This is a genomic window from Pseudomonas asplenii, assembly GCF_900105475.1.
GTDB classification, from domain to species: domain Bacteria; phylum Pseudomonadota; class Gammaproteobacteria; order Pseudomonadales; family Pseudomonadaceae; genus Aquipseudomonas; species Aquipseudomonas asplenii.
Genome location: NZ_LT629777.1, coordinates 1,249,497 through 1,270,540, shown reverse-complemented (window position 1 = coordinate 1,270,540; position 21,044 = coordinate 1,249,497). Strand labels below are relative to the sequence as shown.

Here is a 21,044-nt window from a genome sequence, read left to right as displayed (position 1 = left end):
CTTGAGATCGAAAAGCGCACCGTTCGGCGTACGTTGGTGTGTTCAGGCAGCAAACGACACTGCGGTCTTATCAGAAGTGGAGTACGTCAGTAAAGCCTGTAGTAGTCCACTACGTCATTCACAAAGTAAATGATCAGTCGCGAGCCCTTGGTTTGGCTTTGAGCTTTTTTAGTGCCGGTCACACTGCCGACATCATTGGCGACGCCTTGGGCCTTGGACACCTGCGATGACGCGTCGTACATCTTGAGGCTTGTCTCGGTCGAGACATATTTGTGGGCCAGGGTCATGTATTTTTCCAGACCTTCTTCGTTTTTATCATAGGTCCAGTTGGATCCGTTACTTTTACTCGTGGCATCCAGTTGCTCTTCCGCCGGAGCGCCGAACAATTGCTGTACCTGACTCTTCGTGGTTTTACCCGGAATGATGGTTTTCTTCAGGTAAGCGACATCGTATTTTTGTGCCCCGGGGTTCAAGGAGGTCATCAAGTCTCCAGTATTTGCGCAGCCTCCCAAGACGCCGGTCAGCAGGCAAAGTGTGAATCCGATGCTAAGTATTTTTCCATATTTTAAGCACATAGACTTACCTTGAGTTATGTTCAGGACTGTTCCATTCCGACCGGCTGCACGAAAAGTTGACCAGCGTAGTGTGATTGGCCGACCCATTGAAGTTCATGGCAGATAAATGCGTGGTGCACTTCGGCTTAAAACTGGAGTCGGTTTCGGTGTACGCTCTGACTCGCTGTTTTCAAGACTTTGTCGAGCGTGTACAGCTTAGGGGGCAGTCTGAATCGATGCTATAGCACAAATGTGCTATAGGCGGCTAATACCCACTCGTCTAGCATGGTGTGATACCCGGTAGTGGCTTGAGTGATTGTAATGAGTTGCTCGTGTGATTGTATTAAGCATGCATGATTGAGGCCGTATGAATGGAGTCGAAAACATGAAGTTATGGTTCGCCGGTTTATCTGTTTTGATGCTGTGTGGGTGTGCAGGTTCGCCCCTGAGCAATCTGGTCATGAATCAGCGTTATCAAACGACATCGGACATTACTGCGTCGTGGGTAGGCGCCTCGGAAGATGAGTTGGTGACATCATGGGGCGCGCCCAAAAACAGCCATGCGCTAAGTGATGGCAACTCGAAAATCATCGGTTATGACTACGTGTGGCTTACAAACGGCAGCCACTCCATGGAATGGGGCTACGTACCTGATTATGCTCGCTGCGAACAGCGATTCATGATTGAAAAGGGCGTGGTGACCCGCTGGTACTCATCCGGCGATTGTCCGAAGCGGCCCAAGGGCGCCAAGTTGATCCCTGGTAACACCCCCGTGCCTCAACCCACGCTGTAACGTAGGTGCTGCGCAGCAAGAGCCTGCTCCCCTTGATAATTGCACCGTGGCGTGACTCAAGTATCGAATTTTCCCGGCCACCCGCTGATGCCGGGAAAATTACTGAATTGAGCCGCTGCGGCCGCACGGGTGGGCACGCCCAAGGATTTAAGCACTGTGGAAACATGGATGCGTACGGTGAAAGGAGAGATGTCCAGTTGCTTGGCTATCTCCTTGTTGGTCTTGCCGGCTGCGATCAGGCCGAGCACTTGCTTTTGGCGGGCGGTGAGCGAGGAAAGTCTGGGGTCAAGGAGCGGATTTTCAGGATTGTATCTGACCACCACTTCGCCTTCACGAATCGCCATGATGGCTTCGGCAATGCCTGTCGGGTCAACATTTTTGCCGATGAATCCATCAGCGCCTTGTGCGATGACCTGAGAAATAACGTCGAGGTCGTCGACCATCGACACGACAATGATCGAAGTCCGTTTGAACTCATTGCGCAGTTGCCCGATGACTTGCACGGACGTGATGCCAGGAAAGCGCAGATCCAGAATCAACGAATCGACTTCTGCGCCGGATCGCGCCAATGTCAGCACTTCATCCAGGTTGCCCGCCTGCTCTACCATTGCTGTCGGTATCAGCCGCTCAATGGTTCTCAGCATACCTTCGCGAAACAGAGGGTGGTCATCTGCCACTATTATTCTGTGCGTCATGCTCAAGGTCCATCTCACCTCCAGATTGGGGCATCGTAACGCAAACTGTAACGCCTGGTTTCAAATTTGAAGCAGCTTTTCACGCTGGAGAATCGTGATGAACATGACGGAAAAGAACAGCGAACTGGATCAGGCGACGTTGCGGTTGACCGTCAGCACCTGTGCTTCGTTGTACATTTTTGTGGTGGCCTTGCTTCCTTCCAGTGACTTCGCCACCTATGTGCCGATCATGTGGTACATGGCGTTTTTCATCAGCGTGGCAGTGCCTCTACGTATGGCGATAAAACGCTGGCCAGGGCACTTTTTCTGGCGCCGATTGTTCGCCATGGCCCATGACTACAGTGGTATCGCTTTCGCCATGGTCGTTGGCGGAGAAGGTGCGTTACCGGTTTACGCCGCCTTGCTCTGGGTTACGTTGGGAAATGGCATGCGCTTCGGCTCGCGCTATCTGGCCGCCGCGACCCTCATCGCGCTGAGCATGCTGGTGATGATTTTCGTGATGACACCTTTCTGGCGTGGTCAGCCCTATATGTTCCTCATGCTGATCGTGACTACCATCGTGGTGCCGGCCTACGCCCATATTCTGCTCAAACGTACGCGCATCGCGTCGGAAGAAGCGATCGCCGCCAACCAGGAGAAATCACGCTTTCTGGCCCAGGCCAGCCATGACCTGCGCCAGCCGATCCACTCCATTGGCCTGTTCACCGCGTGCCTGCGTGATGCGAATCTGGACGGTGAAGAACTGCGGCTGGTGGACAACATCGATCGCTCGCTGCATACCGTCTCCCAGCTGTTCCGTTCGATTCTGGATATCTACACCCTCGACAACGGAAAGCTGGAACCGCAATCGGAGCCGGTGAACCTGGACGCGCTGCTGCAGGATGTCGTCAAACAGAACACCGAAGCGGCACGATGGGCCGGGGTTGAACTGCGCCTGCGCCCTTGTCGGCATTGGGTTGACGTCAATGCCGGGCTATTGACCACCATGGTGCAGAACCTGGTGTCCAATACGCTCAAATACGCGTCCGGCGAGCGGGTATTGATCGGTGTGCGTCCCAGAGGCAAAAGCCTGGCCATTGTTATCTACGACAAGGGACGTGGGATTTCCGCCGAACATTTGCCGAATGTGTTCAAAGAGTTCTATCGGGTACGCCATGCACGTGACAAGGATGTCGAGGGCCTGGGGTTGGGCTTGTCCATCGTCAAGCGTATCAGCCAGTTGATCAATCTGGATATCCAGTTGGACTCCCGACTCGGCAAGGGCACTCGCGCCACGATCCAGGGGCTGGAGCGCATCATGCCACGCACCGAGACCCAACGGCCGGCGGCCACTCAAAGCCGCCTGCAGGGCCTGCGAGTGTGTCTGGTGGAGGACGATTCCAATGTGCTTATGGCGACCTCGGCCTTGCTGGAAAAATGGGGATGTGAGGTAGAAAGTCACAGCGATGGACTGAACGTGACGACGGAGTGCGACATCATTATTGCCGACTACGATCTGGGCCCGAAGATTTCAGGCTCCGAGTGTATCGCCGCAATTCGCGAACAGCGTGGCTGGGAAGTCCCGGCGATGATCATGACCGGTCATGAAATCGAGCGTATCCGCAGTACCTTGACCCATATGAATATCTCGATCCTCTCCAAACCCGTGCGTCCGCCCGAATTACGAGTGACCTTGCTCGAACTGACCAAGCATTTCACCCGAGAGATTGGTTAGCAGAAGGACATCCGTGCCCAGATATATCTGAATACGAGGGTATGTGCGGTGCACTTATATCATTAGCGCACGGACCTATCGTCTTGTGATTTACCTGGCTCTTTACGGCGAGGTGATAGGTCACTTGTCGTATTGATGTTGTTGGCTGCCTATCATCCAATGGGCGTGAGGGGTGTGCTTCGCTGGGTCAATATTGTTTCAGTGTTACTCGGCCCTCCGCTGTCTTGATTTAGATGCAGTTCAATTAAGCATAAGAGGGTCCACAGTCACAGGACCGATGGTTGGCTTTGACAACCGCGCCCTTGACCTGCTCGGACCGAACAGCGATCAAGTGATAGAAGGAGTTTCTATGAAAAGCAACATGAGGAAATTAGGCTCGACCATTGGAGTTGCGCTGGCTCTTTCAATGGGCCTTGCGTTCAGCAGCACGGCCAGTGCCTTCACTTTTGAACATGGATGGAGTTGCCAGAATAAGTGGTATCAAATGGGGCTTATTGAGCTGATTGCTTGCGGGGGCGGAGGCGATGGTTGATTTGTCCAGGTCCTTTTTGCGCTTGTGAAGGAACATTTTAGCCACTCCATCGCAAGCCAAATCGCCGGGCCGTTGCAGGTGACGTCAGGCAACGTCCCGGCGAGTTCATAAGCGATAGGGTAAATATCGCCAGGACTCTTCGAGTCAGTGTTCTTGTACTTGCCATGATATGGCTTATTTCATGGCAAGCATCTGTATGCACAAAACTGATAAATATTTCCGCTGAAATGCAAAGTGGTGTAATAGTCACCACAAATAACTGGGATACCTCCGTCCGGAAAGGTACCTGCGTGATCACCCTTTACGTTCGATAATAATGAGGCAGTGACTGATTTTGACGCCAATGATGGTAATAACCAGATCACGCACACCTGTGTTAACAAAAGCTCCTACTGATTCGGGCCTGACGATATTGCCGAGCTGGTGCACGAATCAGGTCGTCCCGAAGACTTTTTGGCGTCAGGCATGGTGGGGGAAGGCTCTCAGTTCGGTGCCTGAGAATGGCCTGGCTGACGAATGCCTAAGACTGGCGTGGACAAAATGTGGACATTTTCAGCGTTCTGAAAGCACAAAAATAAAGCCCCAGAAACTGCAAAGCCCCGCATTGCGGGGCTTTGAACATGGTGCCGGCACCAGGAGTCGAACCCGGGACCTACTGATTACAAGTCAGTTGCTCTACCATCTGAGCTATACCGGCGTGTTAGGCCGACGATTATAGCGATTGGCAGGTTTCTGTAAACCCCTGATATTTGACTATTTTTGCGTAGCCTGCTGGCGATGGGCCGCAAGCGATCAATCGCCCGACTGCACCTCGAGTATCACCGCCAACAACCTGCCGGCCACCTCGCTCGCCTGTTCCGCCGAGGCGACGTTGGTAAAGCTCATCAACAAGCCGCCGTCCGCTCCGGTTTTCAGTTGCCAGCGCGACAGCGCTTCGATGGCTAGGCCCTTCGCTCGCGCGTGTTCTGCCACGCGGGTGTCCGGAACATCAATCAGCAAACGCACCAGCAGGTTGATACCACCGGCCTGCTGATCCGCCTTGAGAATGGCCCCGCATACGGCTTCCAGCGCCTCGACCAGTAATGCACGGCGCGCGCTGTACAGCTGGCGCATTTTTTTCAGGTGGCGGGTGAAGTGGCCTTGGCCGAGGAAGTCGCTGACGGTCGCCTGCAGCAGTTCCGGGCAGCGGTTGCGTAACAGCCGCGCGCGCTGTTCGAAGTGCTCGACCTGGGCCTGTGGCACCACCAGATACGCCAGGCGCAGGCCGGGGAACAGCATCTTGCTGAAGGTGCCGGCGTACAGCACGCGGTCGTGCTGGTCCTGGCTCTTCAGGGCGGGCAGGGGGCGGCCGCGGTAGCGGAATTCGCTGTCGTAGTCATCCTCAAGCACCCAGCTCGACTGTTTCTGTGCCCAGTCGAGCAGTGCCTGTCGGCGCACCGGGCTCAGGGCCACGCCCAGCGGGCTCTGGTGGGCCGGGGTGACTATTGCCAGGCGGGCTGTCGGTGCCTGTTGGATTCCTTGCTGCACGTGCAGGCCGTCGCTATCGACCGCTACCGGAACCAGCCTCACGCCGCGATTGAGCAGCATCTGCCGGGCATGCAGGTAGCCGGGGTCTTCGAACCAGCAATCCTGGCCGGTCATTTCCAGGCTCTCGCAGACCCGTTCGAGCACGGCGTTGTAGCTGCTGCAAATGAATACCTGGTCCGGCGTGCAATGCACGCCCCTATAGAGTCCCAGGTACTGGGAGATGGCTGCGCGTAGGGGCGCGTAGCCGCGTGGATCGCTGAAGCCGAGGCTGGCGATATCGGTCTGGCGGGCGCGTTGGGTGACCAGTCGGGCCCAGAGCTTGCGCGGAAAGGCATCCAGCGCCGGCAGGCCCAGTTGGAGCGGCAGCGGCTGGTCCTGTTCGGTCGTCTGGTGGTTGGCGGGCGGTGTGGTGGGCGCCGCTGGCAGGTCCAGGGCGATGAGGGTGCCGGCTTGGCCGCGAGCCGTCAGGTAGCCCTCGCTGACCAGCAGCGCATAGGCGGCTTCGACCGTGCCCCTTGCCAGGTTGAGTTCGGCGGCCAGGGCGCGTACCGACGGTACGCGATCGCCAGGTCGCAACTGACCCTCATCGATGGCGCCGCGCAGGCGTCGATAGACCACCAGGTATTTCGGAATACCGGGTTCGGCGGCAGCGGGTCGGGCTGGGGGCATGGGGTTTTCCCAGGGCAGGCAAGGCGCTCCAGTCTAACCAAACCGGTTGCCGTGGTGGGACATGTCCCAAGCGGCTTGCCCGATCTTGGCCCTGTTGGCGCAGGTCTGTGGCCAGCAGACTGGGGACCCGCTCTTCAATGACCCCACAAGGAAACCGAGCATGACGCAACGTCTCGATTATTTCGCCGCCGCACCCCAGGGCTACAAGGCGCTGGGGGGGGTGAAAAGTTATCTACAGGGCTGCGGACTGGCTGCGCAGTTGGTCGATCTGGTGTACCTGCGGGTTTCGCAGATCAATGGCTGCGCCTACTGCATCAACCAGCATTCTCGCGATCTGCTCGGTCTGGGCGTCAGTGCCGACAAGGTGCAGTTGGTGCCGGTGTGGCGCGAGGCCGAGTCGCTGTTCGATGCCCGCGAGCGTGCTGCGTTGGCGTGGGCCGAGACGGTCACCCTGGTGCACCAGACCGCGATTCCGGATGCGGACTATCAGGCCGTTGCGGCGGTATTTGGTGAGAAGGAGTTGGCCGACCTGACCCTGGCGATCGGCCTGATGAACGCGCTCAACCGCGTGGGTGTGGGGTTCCGACTGGTGCCGCCCGGTGTCCGGGAGCATGAGGAGGCGTCCCGTGGGCAGTGATCTGGAATATTTGCTGATCGACAACGAGGCCAGGTGCCGCGAGTGTTTTGCGCTGATGCGCGAACTGCGTCCGCGACTGGATGACGAACAGTCCTTCGTCGAGCAGGTGTTCCGCCAAGGCGAGCAGGGTTATCGCCTGCTGGCGTTGCGCGAGCACGGGCAGGTCATCGGGCTGGCCGGCTTTCGGGTGACGGAGAACTTTCTCTATGGGCGCTTCGTTTATGTCGACGATCTGCTGGTGACTGCCTCGCAGCAGCGGCGCGAGTTGGGGGCCGGATTGCTGGAGGAGGTACGGCGCTATACGCAGGCGTTGGGTTATCGATATCTGGTGCTCGATACCGGGCTGCATATGCCGCTGGCGCAGCGCTTCTATTTCCGGCAGGGGCTGTTGGCCAAGGGGATGCACTTCTGTCAGGACCTGGAGCGTACGGTATGAGTCGAGCGTTGTTGCTGAATTTCAGTCCCCATGGCGAGGCGGCTCGCAGCTATCGGCTGGCCGCCGAGGTGTTGCAGTGTGTGCCGGGTATCACGGCGGTTATCGAGCGGCAGTTGGGGAGTGCGCCGTTGCCGGCCTTGACCCGTGATTACGCGACGGCCGTGACGGCGCAGGATGGCCAGGCGGCGGCCGTCGAGGTGTCCGAGCAGCAGATTGTCGAGCTGGAGAGCAGCGACCTGCTGGTGCTGTGTACGCCGCTTCATAACTTCACGCTGCCTGCTGCGCTGAAGTTGTGGGTCGATCATGTGGTACGGATTCAGCGTAGTTTCGGCAGCAATGGGACGGGGAGAAAGGTGGGGCTGCTGAGGGATCGGCCCACCTTTGTACTGGTCAGTTCCGGTGGTTTCATCCAGGGGGAGAACGCCAACCAGCCGGATTTTCTGACGCCTTGCCTGACGGCGCAGCTTGATTGCATTGGCATCCGGCAGGTGAGGTTCATCTATCTGCAGGGCTCTGTGCGGGGGGATGAGGCGGTGCGTCGGGCGTTGATTGAGGCCCAGGGGGTATTGCTTGAGGGGTTGCGGAAGGTGATGGATTGAGGTGAATAGCTACTAACGGCGGATCGCCAGCAAGCCAGATCCTACAGTGGGCTGAGGTGCTTTCAGACGGGAGTTATTTCCGTTGGCTCGCACGTTTATGCACAAGAGCAGGATCGTTGGCCTCCTGAACGGGCGGATTTGTGAACCTGTTCTCAGTCTGTTGCAACTGCCTGTTTTTCCGTTGATTTATGTTGTGAACAAAAAATGACCAATTGCCTATCGGTGGTGCAGGCGCTGTTTTCAGAGGCCACTGGCTAAAAGCATCAACAGAGTTATCCACAGGCGCTATATGGCAATGTGACAGTTAGTCGCGCTCTGCCAGCAGCATCAGGTTGCGTGGGGTCAGCGGGCTTTCGCAGAACTGTCCGAGGCGTACACGGTAGCCCTGTTCTTCCAGGTACAGCGCGCGGTCGAGCACCAGCCACAGCTCCAGTGGACGGCGGAACAGGCCGCGCAGCAGTTCCAGGTTGCGCACCTCGGCCAGGCGTTGCCAGCCGGCGGCTTCCAGTTGTGCCCAATCCTGCTCGCCGACTGTGGATAACCCCTTGAGTGCCGCCAGGTCGCGGCAGTAGTCGGCGAAGGGTTTGTCGAGCCAGGCACTGGGCAGTGACGGGGTGGGCAGGTAGTCGTCGCTCTGGCGCAGTTGGCGTTGCAGCAGGTCGAAGGCCAGGCGGCGGGCCATGGAACGGTCGCGCTGGCGGCGTACGCGGGCCCCGGCGGTGACGGTTTCGCTCAGAGGCAGGGCGAGGTCGTCCTGGGACAGTTGCAGGCTGGAGGCCTGGGCGGCGGCGGACAGGGGCTGGTAGTACTCGGTGCCGATGCGGTTGTAGCAGCATGGGGCGATGGCCAGTTGTCCACAGCCTGCCTGGCTGGCGAGTTGCATCAGGCGTACATGCAGGTCGCCGCAGGCGTGCAGGGCTACAGGTGTGTGTGTGGCGTCCAGGTGTCGGGCGGCTTCGGCAGTCATGACGTCCTGCTGGACATGGCTGGCGGGCAGGTGGTGATGCTGGCTCAGTTGGGCGCCACTGGCGACCAGTGCCGGGTCGTATTCCAGGCAGGTCAGTTGCTGGCCCGGTTGCAGCAGGCGACGGCCGAGGTGGCCCTTGCCGGAGCACCAGTCGAGCCAGTGCTCGGGCGAGCGGCTGAAGGCGAGGCGGGCGGCGAAGGCTTCGATCTGCTGCCACTTGCGTCCGGGCACGTCGACGTTGAGGCGTTGGCTGGCGGGCGGCAACGCGGTTTCGTCGAGGGTTCCGGTCGCGCCCAGTGTTCTGGATTCAGCCGCGAGCGCAGGAAATGGCGCCGGGGCGGCAAGCTGCTCCGGGTGGTTGTGGCTGGTTTCGGCCTCTTCGAGGCTGCGTTGGCGCAACCAGATGGCGAGTTCCGGGTGTTGGCTTTCCCATGGCAGGTGCCGATGGGTGAAGGGACGCGGGCGCCAAAGCGCTTGGTGGACCGCCAGGAACGTATCCAGGGCCTGGAAGCGGGTGTGCAGGGCGGGGCCCTGGAGGATGATAGACATGCTGGGGATCCGGGTTGTCAGGGCTGGCCTCTTCGCGGATAAATCCGGCTTCCACAATGGGGGCGTGCTTGGGCCCAGCGTACCGCACGCAACCTGTGGAAGGCGGATTTATCCACGAAGGGCCCCGCACAATCGACAGACATTTTCTCTCGCGCAGGGGATTTTAAGTCCCCTGCGTCAGGCACGTCACCGTCCCTGGCAGGCGTCGACCCGCATCCAGCGCTCCAGCAGCTTGAACGCCTGTACCAGCAGGAACGAGATCACCAGGTAGAACACCCCGGCAGTGAAGAACATATCCACCGTCAGGTAGTTGCGCGCGATGATGGTCCGGGTCATGCCGGTCAGTTCCAGCAGGGTCACGGTGCTCGCCAGCGAGCTGGCCTTGAGCATCAGGATCACTTCGTTGCTGTAGGCCGGCAGGCCGATGCGTGCCGCCCGTGGCAGGATGATGTAGAACAGCGCCTTGGGCCGCGACATGCCCAGCGCCCGCGCCGCTTCGATCTCGCCCGGTGGGATGGCCTGGATGGCGCCCCGCAGGATCTCGGCGATGTAGGCGGTGGTGTGCAGGGTCATGGTCGCCGCCGCGCACCAGAACGGATCGCGCAGGTACGGCCACATGAAGCTGTCACGGATGGATTCGAACTGCGCCAGGCCGTAGTACACCAGGAACAGTTGCACCAGCAGTGGCGTCCCCCGGAAGAAGAAAATGTAGCCATAAGGCAACGCTTGCACATACCAGAGCTTCGAGGCGCGGGCGATGCCCAGCGGTATGGCGAGGATCAGCCCCAGCACCACGGCGATGCCCAGCAGTTCCAGAGTCAGTGTCGCGCCCTGGAAGAACTTCGGCAGCCATTTGATGATGACTTCCCATTCCATTATGTGGTCCTCACAAAACCGCGAGCGGCGCGTTTTTCCAGGAAGTGCATGCCGATCATCGAGAGGATGGTCAGGCCCAGGTACATGAACGCTGCCACCAGGTAGAAGGTGAAGGGCAGCTTGGTGAACTGCACGGCGTTCTGCGCCTGGCGCATGATTTCTTCCAGGCTGATGACCGAGACCAGTGCGGTGTCCTTCATCAGGATCATGAACAGGTTGCCCAGGCCGGGCAGGGCGATGCGCCACATCTGCGGCAGGATCAGCCGGGTGAAGATCCGCGGTCGGGACATGCCCAGTGCCACGCCGGCTTCACGATGTCCCTTGGGTATCGCCAGGATTGCCCCGCGAAACACTTCCGTGGCGTAGGCGCCGAAGCACAGGCCGAGGGCGATGACGCCGGCGGCGAATGGGCTCAGGGCCAGGTCGGGGTTGCTGAAGAGGTCGCCCAGGGCGCTCATCAGGTTGACGGTGCCGTAGTAGATCAGCAGCACCCAGAGCAGTTCCGGTACGCCACGGACCAGGGTCGAATAGGTGCCCCCCACCCAGCGCAGCGGTTTGTAGGGGGAGGTCTTGGCCAATGCCCCGAGCAGCCCGAGCACCAGTCCCAGGCACAGGGCACAGAGCGCGAGCTTGACGGTCATCAGCGCGCCAGCGGCAAGCGCCGGGCCGAATCCGAAGAGATCAATATTCATGAGCAAGGCAGGCTTTGCTTGGGGACGCCCGGCACCCGCCGGGCGCTATGGCCCATCGGGATGCCGGCCATCGGGGCAGGTCAGAGGATGCTGAACGGGAAGTACTTGTCGTTGATTTTCTTGTAAGTACCGTCGGCGATGATTTCCTTCAGCGCGGCGTTCAGGCGCTCACGCAGGGCGTCGTCCTTCTTGCGCACGGCGATGCCGATCTTGTCGCTTTCTTCCACCGGGTCGCCCTTGAATTCGTAGGCTTTGCCGGCGTCGCTTTTCAGCCACTCGTAGTTGACGTACTTGTCCGCCAGGATGGCATCCAGGCGACCGGCCAGCAGGTCGAGGTAGGCGTTTTCCTGGGTGTCATAGAGCTTGATGGTGATATCGCTGCCCAGGTGATCTTCCAGCCAGCTGCCGGCCAGGGTCGAGCGCTGCGCGCCGATGATCTTACCCTTGAGCGAGGCCTTGTCGGTCTTGAAGTCGGTGTCTTTCTTGGCGGCGATGAACTGCAGTTTGTTGGAGTAGTACGGGTCGGTGAAGCTGACGGCCTGCTTGCGCTCCTCGGTGATCGACATGGAGGAAATCAGGAAATCGAATTTCTTGGTCTGCAGGGCCGGGATGATGCCGTCCCAGTCGGATGTGACGACGCTGCACTCGACTTTCATCTTGGCGCACAGGGCGTCGCCGATGTCCTTGTCGAAGCCTACGACCTGCCCGCTGGCGTCCTTGTTGTTGAACGGTGGGTAGGCGGCCTCGATGCCCATTTTCAGGGTCTCGGCCAGGGCGCTGGCGCTGAAGGCCATGGAGACGGCAGCGGCCAGGAGGATTTTTTTGTAGGTCTGCATGCGGGTTGCTCCGTTAGCGGTTGCTGGACATGAATTGTTTGCAGCGCGCCGACAGCGGGTTCTCGAAAACCTGCTGTGGCGTGCCTTGTTCTTCCACCAGGCCCTGGTGCAGGAACACCACTTCACTGGAAACCTGGCGGGCGAAGCCCATTTCATGGGTGACCAGCAGCATGGTACGGCCTTCTTCGGCCAGGGCGCGAATCACGTTGAGGACTTCCTGGACCATCTCGGGATCGAGGGCCGAAGTCGGCTCGTCGAACAGGATGACCTTGGGTTGCATGGCCAGCGTGCGGGCGATGGCTGCGCGCTGTTGCTGGCCGCCGGAAAGCTGCGCAGGGTAGGCATGGCGTTTGTCGGCGATGCCGACCTTGGCCAGCAGCGCTTCGGCGACCTCGATGGCTTCGGCCTTGCTCTGGCCGAGCACCCGGCGTGGGGCCTCGATGATGTTGTCGAGGATGCTCATGTGCGGCCAGAGGTTGAAGTTCTGGAACACGAAACCGATTTCGCTGCGCAGGCGGTTGATCTGCCGGCCATCGGCGGCGATCAGTTCACCGTTCTTCGCGGCCTTGAGCTTGAGTTCTTCGCCGTTGACCAGGATCTGGCCCTGGTGCGGATTTTCCAGCAGGTTGATGCAGCGCAGGAACGTGGACTTGCCGGAGCCGGAGGAACCGAGGATCGAGATCACATCACCGTCACGGGCGGTCAGCGAGATGCCCTTGAGGACCTCCAGCTCACCATAGCGTTTGTGCAAGTTGCGGATTTCAAGCGCGGGCGTGGCCTCAGCCATGTGCGTTCCTCATTGTTCAGTGCGCTCCTGCTGTTGGCTGCCTTCCTGGCGAGCGCCAAGCTAGCATAGGGTTCGAGCGGGGTAGGTCGGTGCCGTGGCAGGTTGTCGCATCGGCACAGCAGTCTGTCGCCCCATCAACAACCGAACACCTGTTTGATCCGTCTTGACCCTGACCGTCGCGTCAAAAAGGGCGCGATGTTGCCAGCTTTGGCCGAGTGTTGGAAGGGTAAACCGGCTCAACGGGCATTGCTCTGCTCTTAAATGGGGCGATCGGTTTGTTTTCGCCTGTTTCTGGTGCGCTTGATGAGTCGACATTTGGGTGACTCGGTAACGTTTTGGCTAATAGCCAGCTATCTCAATGACTTGCGATGAGCCCTCAAAAGGGTGTCCAGGCCACGGAAGCCGTGGGTTTGTAACATTTTGGCGCAAAATTTGCGTAAAAAATAAAACACGCCCCCGTTGAGTTCCTTTTACAGGGTTGCCGGTAACGCGGGGCGGAGTGAATAGCTCTTCATTGCACAGGTAATCTCTCAATGGGCGATACGCATAATTCCAACAATCTGGAGCAAGGGCTCAAACCTCGGCATGTGACGATGTTGTCGATCGCCGGGGTCATCGGTGCCGGGCTGTTCGTCGGTTCCGGGCATGCGATTGCCGCGGCGGGTCCGGCGGTACTGCTGGCTTATGCTGCGGCAGGTACGCTGGTGGTGCTGGTGATGCGCATGTTGGCCGAAATGGCCGTGGCCTCGCCCGATACCGGTTCCTTCTCGACTTACGCCGACCGTGCCATCGGGCACTGGGCCGGCTTCACCATCGGCTGGTTGTACTGGTGGTTCTGGGTACTGGTGATCCCGTTGGAGGCCAACGCCGCGGCGACGATCCTCCATGCCTGGTTCCCCAACGTGGCGATCTGGGTCTTCACCCTGGTCATTACATTGCTGCTGACGGTGACCAACCTGTTCAGTGTGAAGAACTACGGTGAGTTCGAGTTCTGGTTCGCGCTGATCAAGGTGGTGGCGATCATCGGTTTTGTCGTGCTGGGTCTGCTGGCGATCTTCGGTCTGCTGCCAACCAGCCAGGTCAGCGGCGTGTCGCACCTGGTCGATACCGTCGGCTTCATGCCGAACGGTCTGGGCGCGGTGTTGGCAGCCATTCTGACCACGATGTTCTCGTTCATGGGAACTGAAATCGTGACCATCGCTGCCGCCGAGTCGAAAGATCCGGGCAAGCAGATTTCCAAGGCCACCAACTCGGTGATCTGGCGGATCGGCCTGTTCTATCTGGTGTCGATCTTCATTGTGGTTTCGCTGGTGCCCTGGAATGACCCGAGCCTGGCCGCTGTGGGTTCCTACCAGACCGTTCTGGACCGCATGGGTATTCCGAACGCCAAGCTGATCGTCGACCTGGTGGTGCTCGTGGCGGTAACCAGTTGCCTGAACTCGGCGCTGTATACCGCTTCGCGGATGCTGTTCTCCCTGGGCAAGCGTGGCGATGCACCGGCTGTCTCCAAGCGCACCAATGCCAGCGGCACGCCTTACTGGGCGGTGATGCTGTCGACGGGCGCGGCATTCCTGACGGTGTTCGCCAACTATGTGGCCCCGGCAGCGGTGTTCGAGTTCCTGCTCGCCAGTTCGGGTGCTATCGCGTTGCTGGTGTACCTGGTGATTGCGGCGTCGCAACTGCGTATGCGTCGTCAGCGTATCGCGAAGGGCGAGACGATCGACTTCAAGATGTGGCTCTTCCCGGGCCTCACCTGGGCAGTGATCGTGTTCATCGTTGCGGTGTTGACGGTGATGCTGTTCCAGGATGCCCATCGCGTGGAGATTCTGGCTACCGGGCTGTTGAGCGTGCTGGTGGTGGCAGCGGGTCTGCTGGTGTCGCGCCGGCGTCGGCTGGAGAAGGCTGGGCGTGTGGTGCTGAACTAAGCGTCCGGTCCTGGGGCCCTTGGTGTGATCAAGGGCCCTATCGCCAGCAAGCCGGCTCCCACGAGGTCTGTGTCCGACTATGACGGCTGGCCGGAGCCGGGTTGCCGGTGATACGTTCAGCGCCCCGCAGGGCGCCTTTTCCCTAGCTTGCAGTTTTCTGCAGCGCATTTGAGGCCGCGACATAGTCGGCCTGGAAGGTCGGGCTCTCGATCCAGGCCAGCGCGGCCTCCTCGGTGGCTTCGGTAGCCCACTGGCGGTACTCGATCAGCGCGGACAGGATGAAGTCCGTTGCGTTCTCCTCACCCTCTTGTTCAAGCACGATTTCCAGTAGCGGGTCTTCCAGGAAGACGCTGCACATCGCCTGCTGGCTGGTGGTTTCGGCATCACGCATTCTGATGAACAGGTCGGTCAGGTCGACCGACTCGAGATCGATCCGGTCGTCGTCCACCGGCAGCGCCTCAGATGGCTCGCTGGTACGACGGACGCGGTTCTGCTTGGCCTTGGCTTTCGCCCGTTGTGCGCGTTTGTGTTGCTTGTTCTGGGATGCCATGGGCTGCGGTGCTTTGAAAGGGGACAGGGGGGAATTATCCCTGTGAACCGAGGGAATGCCAAAGGGCATTTTGTCGAGGCGCCGAGGTCACTGGTGTTTCTGGCGCAGCAGCTTTTGCGTGGCTATCGCTCGTTCGCGATCCAGTTCCGCGCGCAGCTCTTCTTCTGTTGGCAGTACCAGCTTGTACTTGCTGGCGAATAGTTGCTCATGGCCATGGAGCACCGAATAGCGCACCAGTGACTCGTCTTTTTTCGAGCACAGGATGATGCCGACCGTGGGGCCGTCATCCGGACCGCGCTTGAGGTCGTCATACATGCGTACATACATGTCCATTTGGCCGATGTCCTGATGGCTCAGTTCGCCACGCTTGAGATCGAAGATCACGAAACACTTGAGCAGGTAGTTGTAGAACACCAGGTCGACATAGAAGTCCTTGCTGTCGGTGCTCAAGCGTTGCTGGCGGGCCACGAAGGCAAAGCCCTTACCCAGTTCCAGGAAAAAATCCTGCAGTTGGTCGATCAAGGCCTGCTCCAGATCGCTTTCCAGCAGGATGCCGCTGTTTGGCAAGCCAAGGAACTCCAGCAGCACCGGGTCGCGAATGAATTCCCTCGGTTTTGTATTAGCTGTGTCGATGTGGGCAGCGGCTTCATGCTGCACGGCCTCGCGGTCGCGACTGGTTAGCAGGCGCTCGTAGTACAGGGTGCCGATCTGTCGCTCCAGCGAGCGGGTGGTCCAGTTCTGGGTGGCCGCCTCATGCATGTACCAATGGCGTGCAGCTTCGTCTTCTACTCGCAGGAGATGGCGGTAGTGGGTCCAGCTCAATTCGGTACGCACTGCGTTCCAAATTGGAAAGCTTTGATAAAACCCACGCATGTGGCGCAGGTTGCGTTCGTCGAATCCTTTGCCGAATTCTCGGCTCAGGGTTTTGGCAAGGGCTGGCAGCAAGCGTTTTCCGTAAGCGGCGCGAGTTGCGCCTGCCTGCTCGAACTCGACGATATGCCGGCCGATCTGCCAGCAGGTCTGTACCTGAATCGTATCCACTGCACGCAAGGCCCGTTGTCGGGCTTGGCGAATCAGGTCGCCCAGGTTGTCGAGTAGCGGGGCAAGTCGAGTGTCCGGTTCGTTGGGGGTGATGGCGGGGTTCATGAGGGCCTCTTGTGTGAATGGCTTGCACGCAAGAGGATGGCAGTAATCAGATCATCAGGTTTTGCGGTGGAAAAACCGGATTCTCCCTGCTCTGTAGGATATTTCTACTTTATCTGAAGGCCGCCTTGGGGTTGATGAGCTGTCCGGGCACCTCGTCTGCCAGCTTCGCTTTTCTGAGCCATTCCAGCGCAATCGGCCAACGCTTTTCCTGGTATCGGCTATGGAAAAATGCGAAATACCCTACTTCGGTTTCGCCGCTGTCTTCAGGTTTGATGCGCAGATGGTTGCGCTTGCTGCCGGTGAAGTAGCTGTACAGGCGGGTCGGGAGTGTTATCAGCAAGTGCCACTTGGGGAACATCTTCTAGCGCGCAGCCGGAGCGTAGTCGTGCCAGTAGGCGAATTGTGCGCCGAACGTCACCAAGTGACGGATCAGGTCTCCCGAACTCTCCCAGCCCTACTGCGCAGCCGCCCAAGCTGTGGGCGATCACGTCGAGGCCACTAGCAAACTCCAGGCAATAAAAAACCCACACTAGGCGGGTTTTTTATTTTCAGATGATTTTGACACCACCTGAATCAATTAGTGGTGCCCAGAGACGGAATCGAACCGCCGACACGGGGATTTTCAATCCCCTGCTCTACCGACTGAGCTATCTGGGCAACGGGGCGCATTAAAAGCGTTTTTCGAGGATGCGTCAAGCAAGATTTCAAAAAAATTTTAATTATTACCGTCGCTTACGACTCAAGCCTCGAAAACACGGGATCATTCGGTCGGTGGAACGTAGCCTTCGGCCTTGGCGTATTCCTCACCGGAAAAGAACTTGTCCATCTCGCCCTGGATGTATTTGCGATCTTCGCCATTCATCATGTTCAGGCGCTTTTCATTGATCAGCAGGGTCTGGTGCTTCAGCCAGTCGCCCCAGGCTTGCTGGGAGACGTGCTCGAAGATGTCCTGGCCCTTTGCGCCCGGATACGGTGGACGATCCAGGCCTGGCAGTTCTTGGTGGTACTTGCGGCACATTACGGTGCGGGTCATGACGACTCTCCTGCATTCAAAACGTCGGCTGCGCGTTTGAGCAGCTTTTTCACCGGGGCAGCAAGGCCCAGGCGCGGCGGGGTGGCGAGGTTATACCAGAGCCAATCGGCCTCGGCCACGTGGTGGGCGGACTCTTCGACGCGGACCAGCCAGGGTTCGATCGCCAGCTGGAAGTGGCTGAAGGTGTGGGTCAGGCCCGGCAGTTCCTGCTGCCGGACCAATTCCAGCGAGTGCTGCATGGCCAGGTGTTGCAGGTCGTCCAGGTCATCGAGTTCCGGCAGGCTCCACAAACCGCCCCAGAGGCCGCTGGAGGGCCTGCGATAAAGCAGGATGGCGCCTTCGCGGTTGGCCAGCAGGGGCATCAACGTGCGCTTCTGTGGCACGCTCTTGCGCGGCTTGGGGATCGGGTAGCGTGTTTCGAGACTGTACTTGTGCGCTTCGCAGCCGCGCTCCAGCGGGCACAGCAGGCAACTGGGCTTGCTGCGGGTGCAGAGGGTCGCACCGAGGTCCATCATCGCCTGGGTGTAGTGATTGACTCGCGTCTTGGGCGTGAACAGCTCTGCGTTGGCCCACAGCTGCTTCGCCACCTTCGGCTCGCCCGGATAGCCTTCCTGGGCGGTATAGCGGGCCAGCACGCGCTTGACGTTGCCATCGAGGATCGGCGCGCGCAGGCCCATGCTGATACTGGCGATGGCACCAGCGGTCGAGCGGCCGATACCTGGCAACTCGGTAAGTTTCTCGACATCCCGCGGGAATTCGCCGCCATGCTCGGCGACGACGATCTTCGCGGTCTTCTGCAGGTTACGCGCCCGGGTGTAGTAACCCAGGCCCGTCCACAGGTGCAGCACTTCGTCTTCGGGCGCGGCGGCCAGGGCTTCGACGGTTGGCAGCGAGGCCATGAACCGGTCGAAGTAGTTCAGCACGGTGCTGACCTGGGTCTGCTGCAGCATGATTTCCGACACCCATACCCGATACGGGTTGATGTCCTGTTGCCAGGGCAGATCGTGACGCCCGTGGCGGTCGTACCAGTCCAGCACGGCCGTTGAAAATTGCTCGGGTCTCATCGTTTGAACAGCCCCTTGAGCGCATTTTTCAGTTCCGGGCTGACCTTGTCGCCCAGCTTCTCGTCGATCTTCTCGCTCAGCTTGTTGCCGGCCGCCCGCGCGGCAACCTGGCCGAGACCGTCCTTGTCGATACGGCAGGCCTTGGCGCCCAGCTCCAGCGGGCCACGGCAGCGCAGCGGCCATTCGATGTCGGCAAAGTGCTCACCCACCTGGCAGGCCGGGTCCGGCATGTCACTCTTGTCGCCTTCGACGGTGATACCGACGCGATAGTCCATGCCCAGCACACGCAGGTCGATGTCGCCGTTGCCGTTGACAGCCAGGCCCGGGATACGCACTTTCAGGTCGGGGTTGCTGGCAACGCCGTTGCGAATGCTCAGGCTGCCCTTGAGTTCCTGGAAGGGAGTGTCCTTGCCACGTGGCTCGCTGCTCAGGGTCTTGCGGTTGAGCAGGGCGATGCCGGTGCAGAGCTGCTGCTCCAGGTTGGCATTGAGTAGTACACCGTTGCTGAGGACAAAGCTGGCGGTGCCGTTGAGGCTGTCGATCAGGGTCTTTTCGCTGTTGCCGATGCCGCTCAGGTTGCTGTCGAGGGTGATCGCGCCCGTGACCGGAGATTTCTGTCCCTGGGCTTGCAGCACGCGTTCGACCGGCACCCTGTTCAACCGTGTCTGCAGGTTCAGGCGTGGCTGTTCGTTGCGCACGTCGAGGCTGCCCTTGCTGTCGAAACTGCCGTTGTAGAGGTTGCCGCGCAGGCTGGCGAGGGTCAGCAGGCCGCCTTGACCATTGGCCTTGAGCGCGGCGTTGTCGATGGGCAGTTTCTTCAGGATCAACTGATCGAAGTCCAGTTCGGCGTCCACGTCGAGACTGCGCAGGCGCTCGATCGGCAGCAACCGGTCGTTGCTCCAGGCACCTCGGGTGGGGGCCTCAGGCAGCGGCGTGGTGCCGGCGACGGCATCCGCTTCGCTGCTCAGGACTTCGGCCTGGCGCACTTTCGAGGCGCTTTCGGCCTCGGCCGACTTGGGCGGCAGGTAGCGATCGGCGTCGAACTTGTCGCCCTTGAGCTGCACGCGCAGGGCCTGTTTGGCGAAGTCTTCGACGGCAATGCGCCCGCTGAAGCTGCTGTCGTCGAGTTTCAGGTTGATGTTGTTCAGTGCCAGGCTGGTCGGCGTACCGCTCAAGCGGGTCACCAACTCGACCTTGGTCAGGCTGCCGTCGGACACGGGTGGCAGTGGCTGACCGATGCTGTCGAGGAACTTCATCAGGTCGAACTGGGCAATCGACAGGCCGCCGGAGAGTTGCGCGGTCTTGTCGAGGTCACGGGCCTTGAGTTCGCCGATGGCCCGCAACTGGTTGGCCGAGAGCTTGAGGCTGGTCCATTCGGCGATGTTGGCCGCCATGTCTATCAGCAACTGGCCCTGCACCGAGAAGGTCAGGCTCTTGCCCTGCAACGGATCGCCAGACGCTTCGCCGGTCAGGCGCATGTCTTCGAACTGGTAGCGTTTGAGGGCGCGATCAAAGCGCAGGTTGCCGCCCAGTTCGGTTCTGGCGCGCAGTACCGGCTGGTTGGTGCCGAAAAAGGCAGTCAGCTTGACCGCGATTTCCTTGCCTTCGTGTACCGGGCCGGTGCTCAACTGGATGCTTTCCGAGGTGATCTGGCGCCCACTCTTTTCATCGTTGAATTCGACCCGGGCGTTGTTCACCGTCAGGCTGTCGATATCCAGGCGCAGAGGCTGCGAAGGTTTTTCCGCCTCGGCAGGGCGGCTGTCCGGTGGTGTGCCGGCGGCCTGTTCCGGGGTGCCGGCGGCTGTCGTGCCTGGCAGCGGCCGGCCGATATCTTCCCAGTTGCCATGGCCGTCCTTGTCGCGGTTGAGCATCAGGTTCAGGCCTTCGACGCGCACGTCGCTCATCTGTACCTGGCGACGCAGCAGGGGCAGCACGCGAACCGACAGACCGAGCATCTGCAGGTCGGCGAATGGTTTGGTCGGATTGCTCAGGGTCGCCACGCTGGCATCGTGCAGCTCAAGACCCAGCCAGGGAAACAGGCTCCAGCCAATGTCACCCTTGAGGGTCAGCTCGATGTGGGCCTTGTCGCGGGCCATCTGGCGAATCTCGTCCTTGTAGTCGTTGGGATCGAACCAGTGGGTGAGGGCGAAGCCCAGTGCCACGATGATCAGCAACAGCCCGAGAAGCACCAGACCCAGGATTTTGCCGAACGCTTTCATGGGCGAGTCCTTGTAGTCAGTCGAATATGAAGTGAGCTGGCGAGTATAACGCTACGAAGGCAGTCGGTTGGCGCTAGGTTGTTGGCGATTGTGAATAGGCCGGGGCCTCTTCGTGCCCAAGCGGATGTCATCGCCAGCAGGCCGACCCTCACCAGGAGAATGCGGAGCGGTGGTGCAGTTTGATTACAAAAGACGATATCAGTTTGCTTCATCTGTCACGAGCAAGTGGTAATCTCTCTCAGTT

20 protein-coding genes, 2 tRNA genes and 1 pseudogene are annotated in these 21,044 nt (G+C 59.6%); 7 read left to right on the top strand and 16 right to left on the bottom strand.

Annotated features, from left to right (window positions below; translation table 11 throughout):
- Positions 1–86: 86 nt before the first annotated feature.
- On the bottom strand, positions 87–482 hold the full coding sequence (locus tag BLU37_RS05760; RefSeq protein ID WP_090203045.1) for a hypothetical protein: 396 nt from the start codon (positions 480–482) through the stop codon (positions 87–89).
- Positions 483–939: 457 nt separating this feature from the next.
- On the opposite strand from BLU37_RS05760, the gene BLU37_RS05755 reads away from it, so the two are divergent.
- Entirely contained in the window at positions 940–1,347 is a 408-nt protein-coding gene (locus BLU37_RS05755) for a hypothetical protein (RefSeq protein ID WP_090203042.1), read from the top strand.
- Between the two features lie 56 nt (positions 1,348–1,403).
- On the opposite strand, the gene BLU37_RS05750 is transcribed toward BLU37_RS05755, so the two are convergent.
- Entirely contained in the window at positions 1,404–2,042 is a 639-nt protein-coding gene (locus tag BLU37_RS05750) for a LuxR C-terminal-related transcriptional regulator (RefSeq protein WP_010453419.1), read from the bottom strand.
- 97 nt (positions 2,043–2,139) lie between these two features.
- On the opposite strand from BLU37_RS05750, the gene BLU37_RS05745 reads away from it, so the two are divergent.
- Together BLU37_RS05745 and BLU37_RS05740 are read left to right on the top strand one after the other, a co-directional pair.
- The gene (locus BLU37_RS05745; RefSeq protein WP_408003657.1) at positions 2,140–3,756 is read left to right on the top strand and encodes an ATP-binding response regulator; all 1,617 of its coding nucleotides are present in this window, start codon (positions 2,140–2,142) and stop codon (positions 3,754–3,756) included.
- Positions 3,757–4,105: 349 nt separating this feature from the next.
- Complete coding sequence (locus BLU37_RS05740) at positions 4,106–4,288, top strand: hypothetical protein (RefSeq protein ID WP_029531235.1); 183 nt, start codon at positions 4,106–4,108, stop codon at positions 4,286–4,288.
- Positions 4,289–4,909: 621 nt separating this feature from the next.
- Here BLU37_RS05740 and BLU37_RS05735 read toward each other — a convergent pair.
- Positions 4,910–4,985 (bottom strand) — tRNA-Thr (locus BLU37_RS05735).
- A 95-nt stretch (positions 4,986–5,080) separates the two neighbouring features.
- Positions 5,081–6,484: a MocR-like pyridoxine biosynthesis transcription factor PdxR gene (pdxR, locus tag BLU37_RS05730; protein ID WP_090203039.1), complete on the bottom strand. Its 1,404-nt coding sequence runs from the start codon at positions 6,482–6,484 to the stop codon at positions 5,081–5,083.
- A gap of 160 nt (positions 6,485–6,644) precedes the next feature.
- Between pdxR and BLU37_RS05725 the strand changes: the two genes are divergently transcribed.
- From BLU37_RS05725 to BLU37_RS05715, 3 genes are read left to right on the top strand one after another with little or no spacing between them, the layout of a single operon-like run.
- Complete coding sequence (locus BLU37_RS05725; protein WP_090203036.1) at positions 6,645–7,121, top strand: carboxymuconolactone decarboxylase family protein; 477 nt, start codon at positions 6,645–6,647, stop codon at positions 7,119–7,121.
- The gene (locus tag BLU37_RS05720; protein WP_029533453.1) at positions 7,111–7,557 is read left to right on the top strand and encodes a GNAT family N-acetyltransferase; all 447 of its coding nucleotides are present in this window, start codon (positions 7,111–7,113) and stop codon (positions 7,555–7,557) included. The genes BLU37_RS05725 and BLU37_RS05720 overlap by 11 nt, the downstream gene beginning before the upstream one ends.
- Positions 7,554–8,156, top strand: coding sequence for an FMN-dependent NADH-azoreductase (locus BLU37_RS05715; protein WP_090203033.1), 603 nt, complete (start codon positions 7,554–7,556; stop codon positions 8,154–8,156). The genes BLU37_RS05720 and BLU37_RS05715 overlap by 4 nt, the downstream gene beginning before the upstream one ends.
- A 304-nt stretch (positions 8,157–8,460) precedes the next feature.
- Here BLU37_RS05715 and BLU37_RS05710 read toward each other — a convergent pair whose 3' ends face one another.
- The 5 genes from BLU37_RS05710 to BLU37_RS05690 form a co-directional block, all read right to left on the bottom strand.
- The gene (locus BLU37_RS05710; protein WP_090203030.1) at positions 8,461–9,672 is read right to left on the bottom strand and encodes a methyltransferase; all 1,212 of its coding nucleotides are present in this window, start codon (positions 9,670–9,672) and stop codon (positions 8,461–8,463) included.
- 186 nt (positions 9,673–9,858) lie between these two features.
- Positions 9,859–10,548, bottom strand: a complete 690-nt coding sequence (locus BLU37_RS05705) for an ABC transporter permease (RefSeq protein WP_090203027.1) — start codon at positions 10,546–10,548, stop codon at positions 9,859–9,861.
- On the bottom strand, positions 10,548–11,240 hold the full coding sequence (locus BLU37_RS05700; RefSeq protein ID WP_010453459.1) for an ABC transporter permease: 693 nt from the start codon (positions 11,238–11,240) through the stop codon (positions 10,548–10,550). The genes BLU37_RS05705 and BLU37_RS05700 overlap by 1 nt, the downstream gene beginning before the upstream one ends.
- 80 nt (positions 11,241–11,320) lie before the next feature.
- Complete coding sequence (locus BLU37_RS05695) at positions 11,321–12,076, bottom strand: ABC transporter substrate-binding protein (RefSeq protein ID WP_010453461.1); 756 nt, start codon at positions 12,074–12,076, stop codon at positions 11,321–11,323.
- Positions 12,077–12,089: 13 nt separating this feature from the next.
- Positions 12,090–12,863, bottom strand: coding sequence for an ABC transporter ATP-binding protein (locus BLU37_RS05690; protein ID WP_010453463.1), 774 nt, complete (start codon positions 12,861–12,863; stop codon positions 12,090–12,092).
- A 533-nt stretch (positions 12,864–13,396) separates the two neighbouring features.
- Here BLU37_RS05690 and gabP point away from each other — a divergent pair.
- Positions 13,397–14,788 carry a GABA permease gene (gene gabP, locus BLU37_RS05685; protein ID WP_010453465.1) on the top strand — a complete coding sequence of 464 codons (1,392 nt, stop codon included), beginning with the start codon at positions 13,397–13,399 and terminating at the stop codon, positions 14,786–14,788.
- Positions 14,789–14,930: 142 nt separating this feature from the next.
- Here the strand turns inward: gabP and BLU37_RS05680 are convergent, their stop codons facing one another.
- From BLU37_RS05680 to BLU37_RS05650, 7 genes and pseudogenes are all read right to left on the bottom strand, one after another.
- Positions 14,931–15,338: a hypothetical protein gene (locus tag BLU37_RS05680; RefSeq protein ID WP_010453467.1), complete on the bottom strand. Its 408-nt coding sequence runs from the start codon at positions 15,336–15,338 to the stop codon at positions 14,931–14,933.
- An 87-nt stretch (positions 15,339–15,425) separates the two neighbouring features.
- Positions 15,426–16,484 carry a PDDEXK nuclease domain-containing protein gene (locus BLU37_RS05675; RefSeq protein ID WP_090203024.1) on the bottom strand — a complete coding sequence of 353 codons (1,059 nt, stop codon included), beginning with the start codon at positions 16,482–16,484 and terminating at the stop codon, positions 15,426–15,428.
- A 109-nt stretch (positions 16,485–16,593) separates the two neighbouring features.
- Positions 16,594–16,978, bottom strand: a pseudogene (locus tag BLU37_RS29415) (hypothetical protein); the annotation flags it as partial.
- Positions 16,979–17,065: 87 nt separating this feature from the next.
- A tRNA-Phe gene (locus BLU37_RS05665) sits at positions 17,066–17,141 on the bottom strand.
- 103 nt (positions 17,142–17,244) lie between these two features.
- A complete protein-coding gene (locus tag BLU37_RS05660; protein WP_010453472.1) occupies positions 17,245–17,517 on the bottom strand; it encodes an oxidative damage protection protein in 273 nt (90 codons plus the stop codon).
- Positions 17,514–18,581, bottom strand: coding sequence for an A/G-specific adenine glycosylase (gene mutY, locus BLU37_RS05655; protein WP_029530658.1), 1,068 nt, complete (start codon positions 18,579–18,581; stop codon positions 17,514–17,516). Before mutY ends, BLU37_RS05660 begins: the two co-directional genes overlap by 4 nt.
- The gene (locus tag BLU37_RS05650) at positions 18,578–20,800 is read right to left on the bottom strand and encodes an AsmA family protein (RefSeq protein ID WP_090203018.1); all 2,223 of its coding nucleotides are present in this window, start codon (positions 20,798–20,800) and stop codon (positions 18,578–18,580) included. The genes mutY and BLU37_RS05650 overlap by 4 nt, the downstream gene beginning before the upstream one ends.
- Positions 20,801–21,044: the final 244 nt, after the last annotated feature.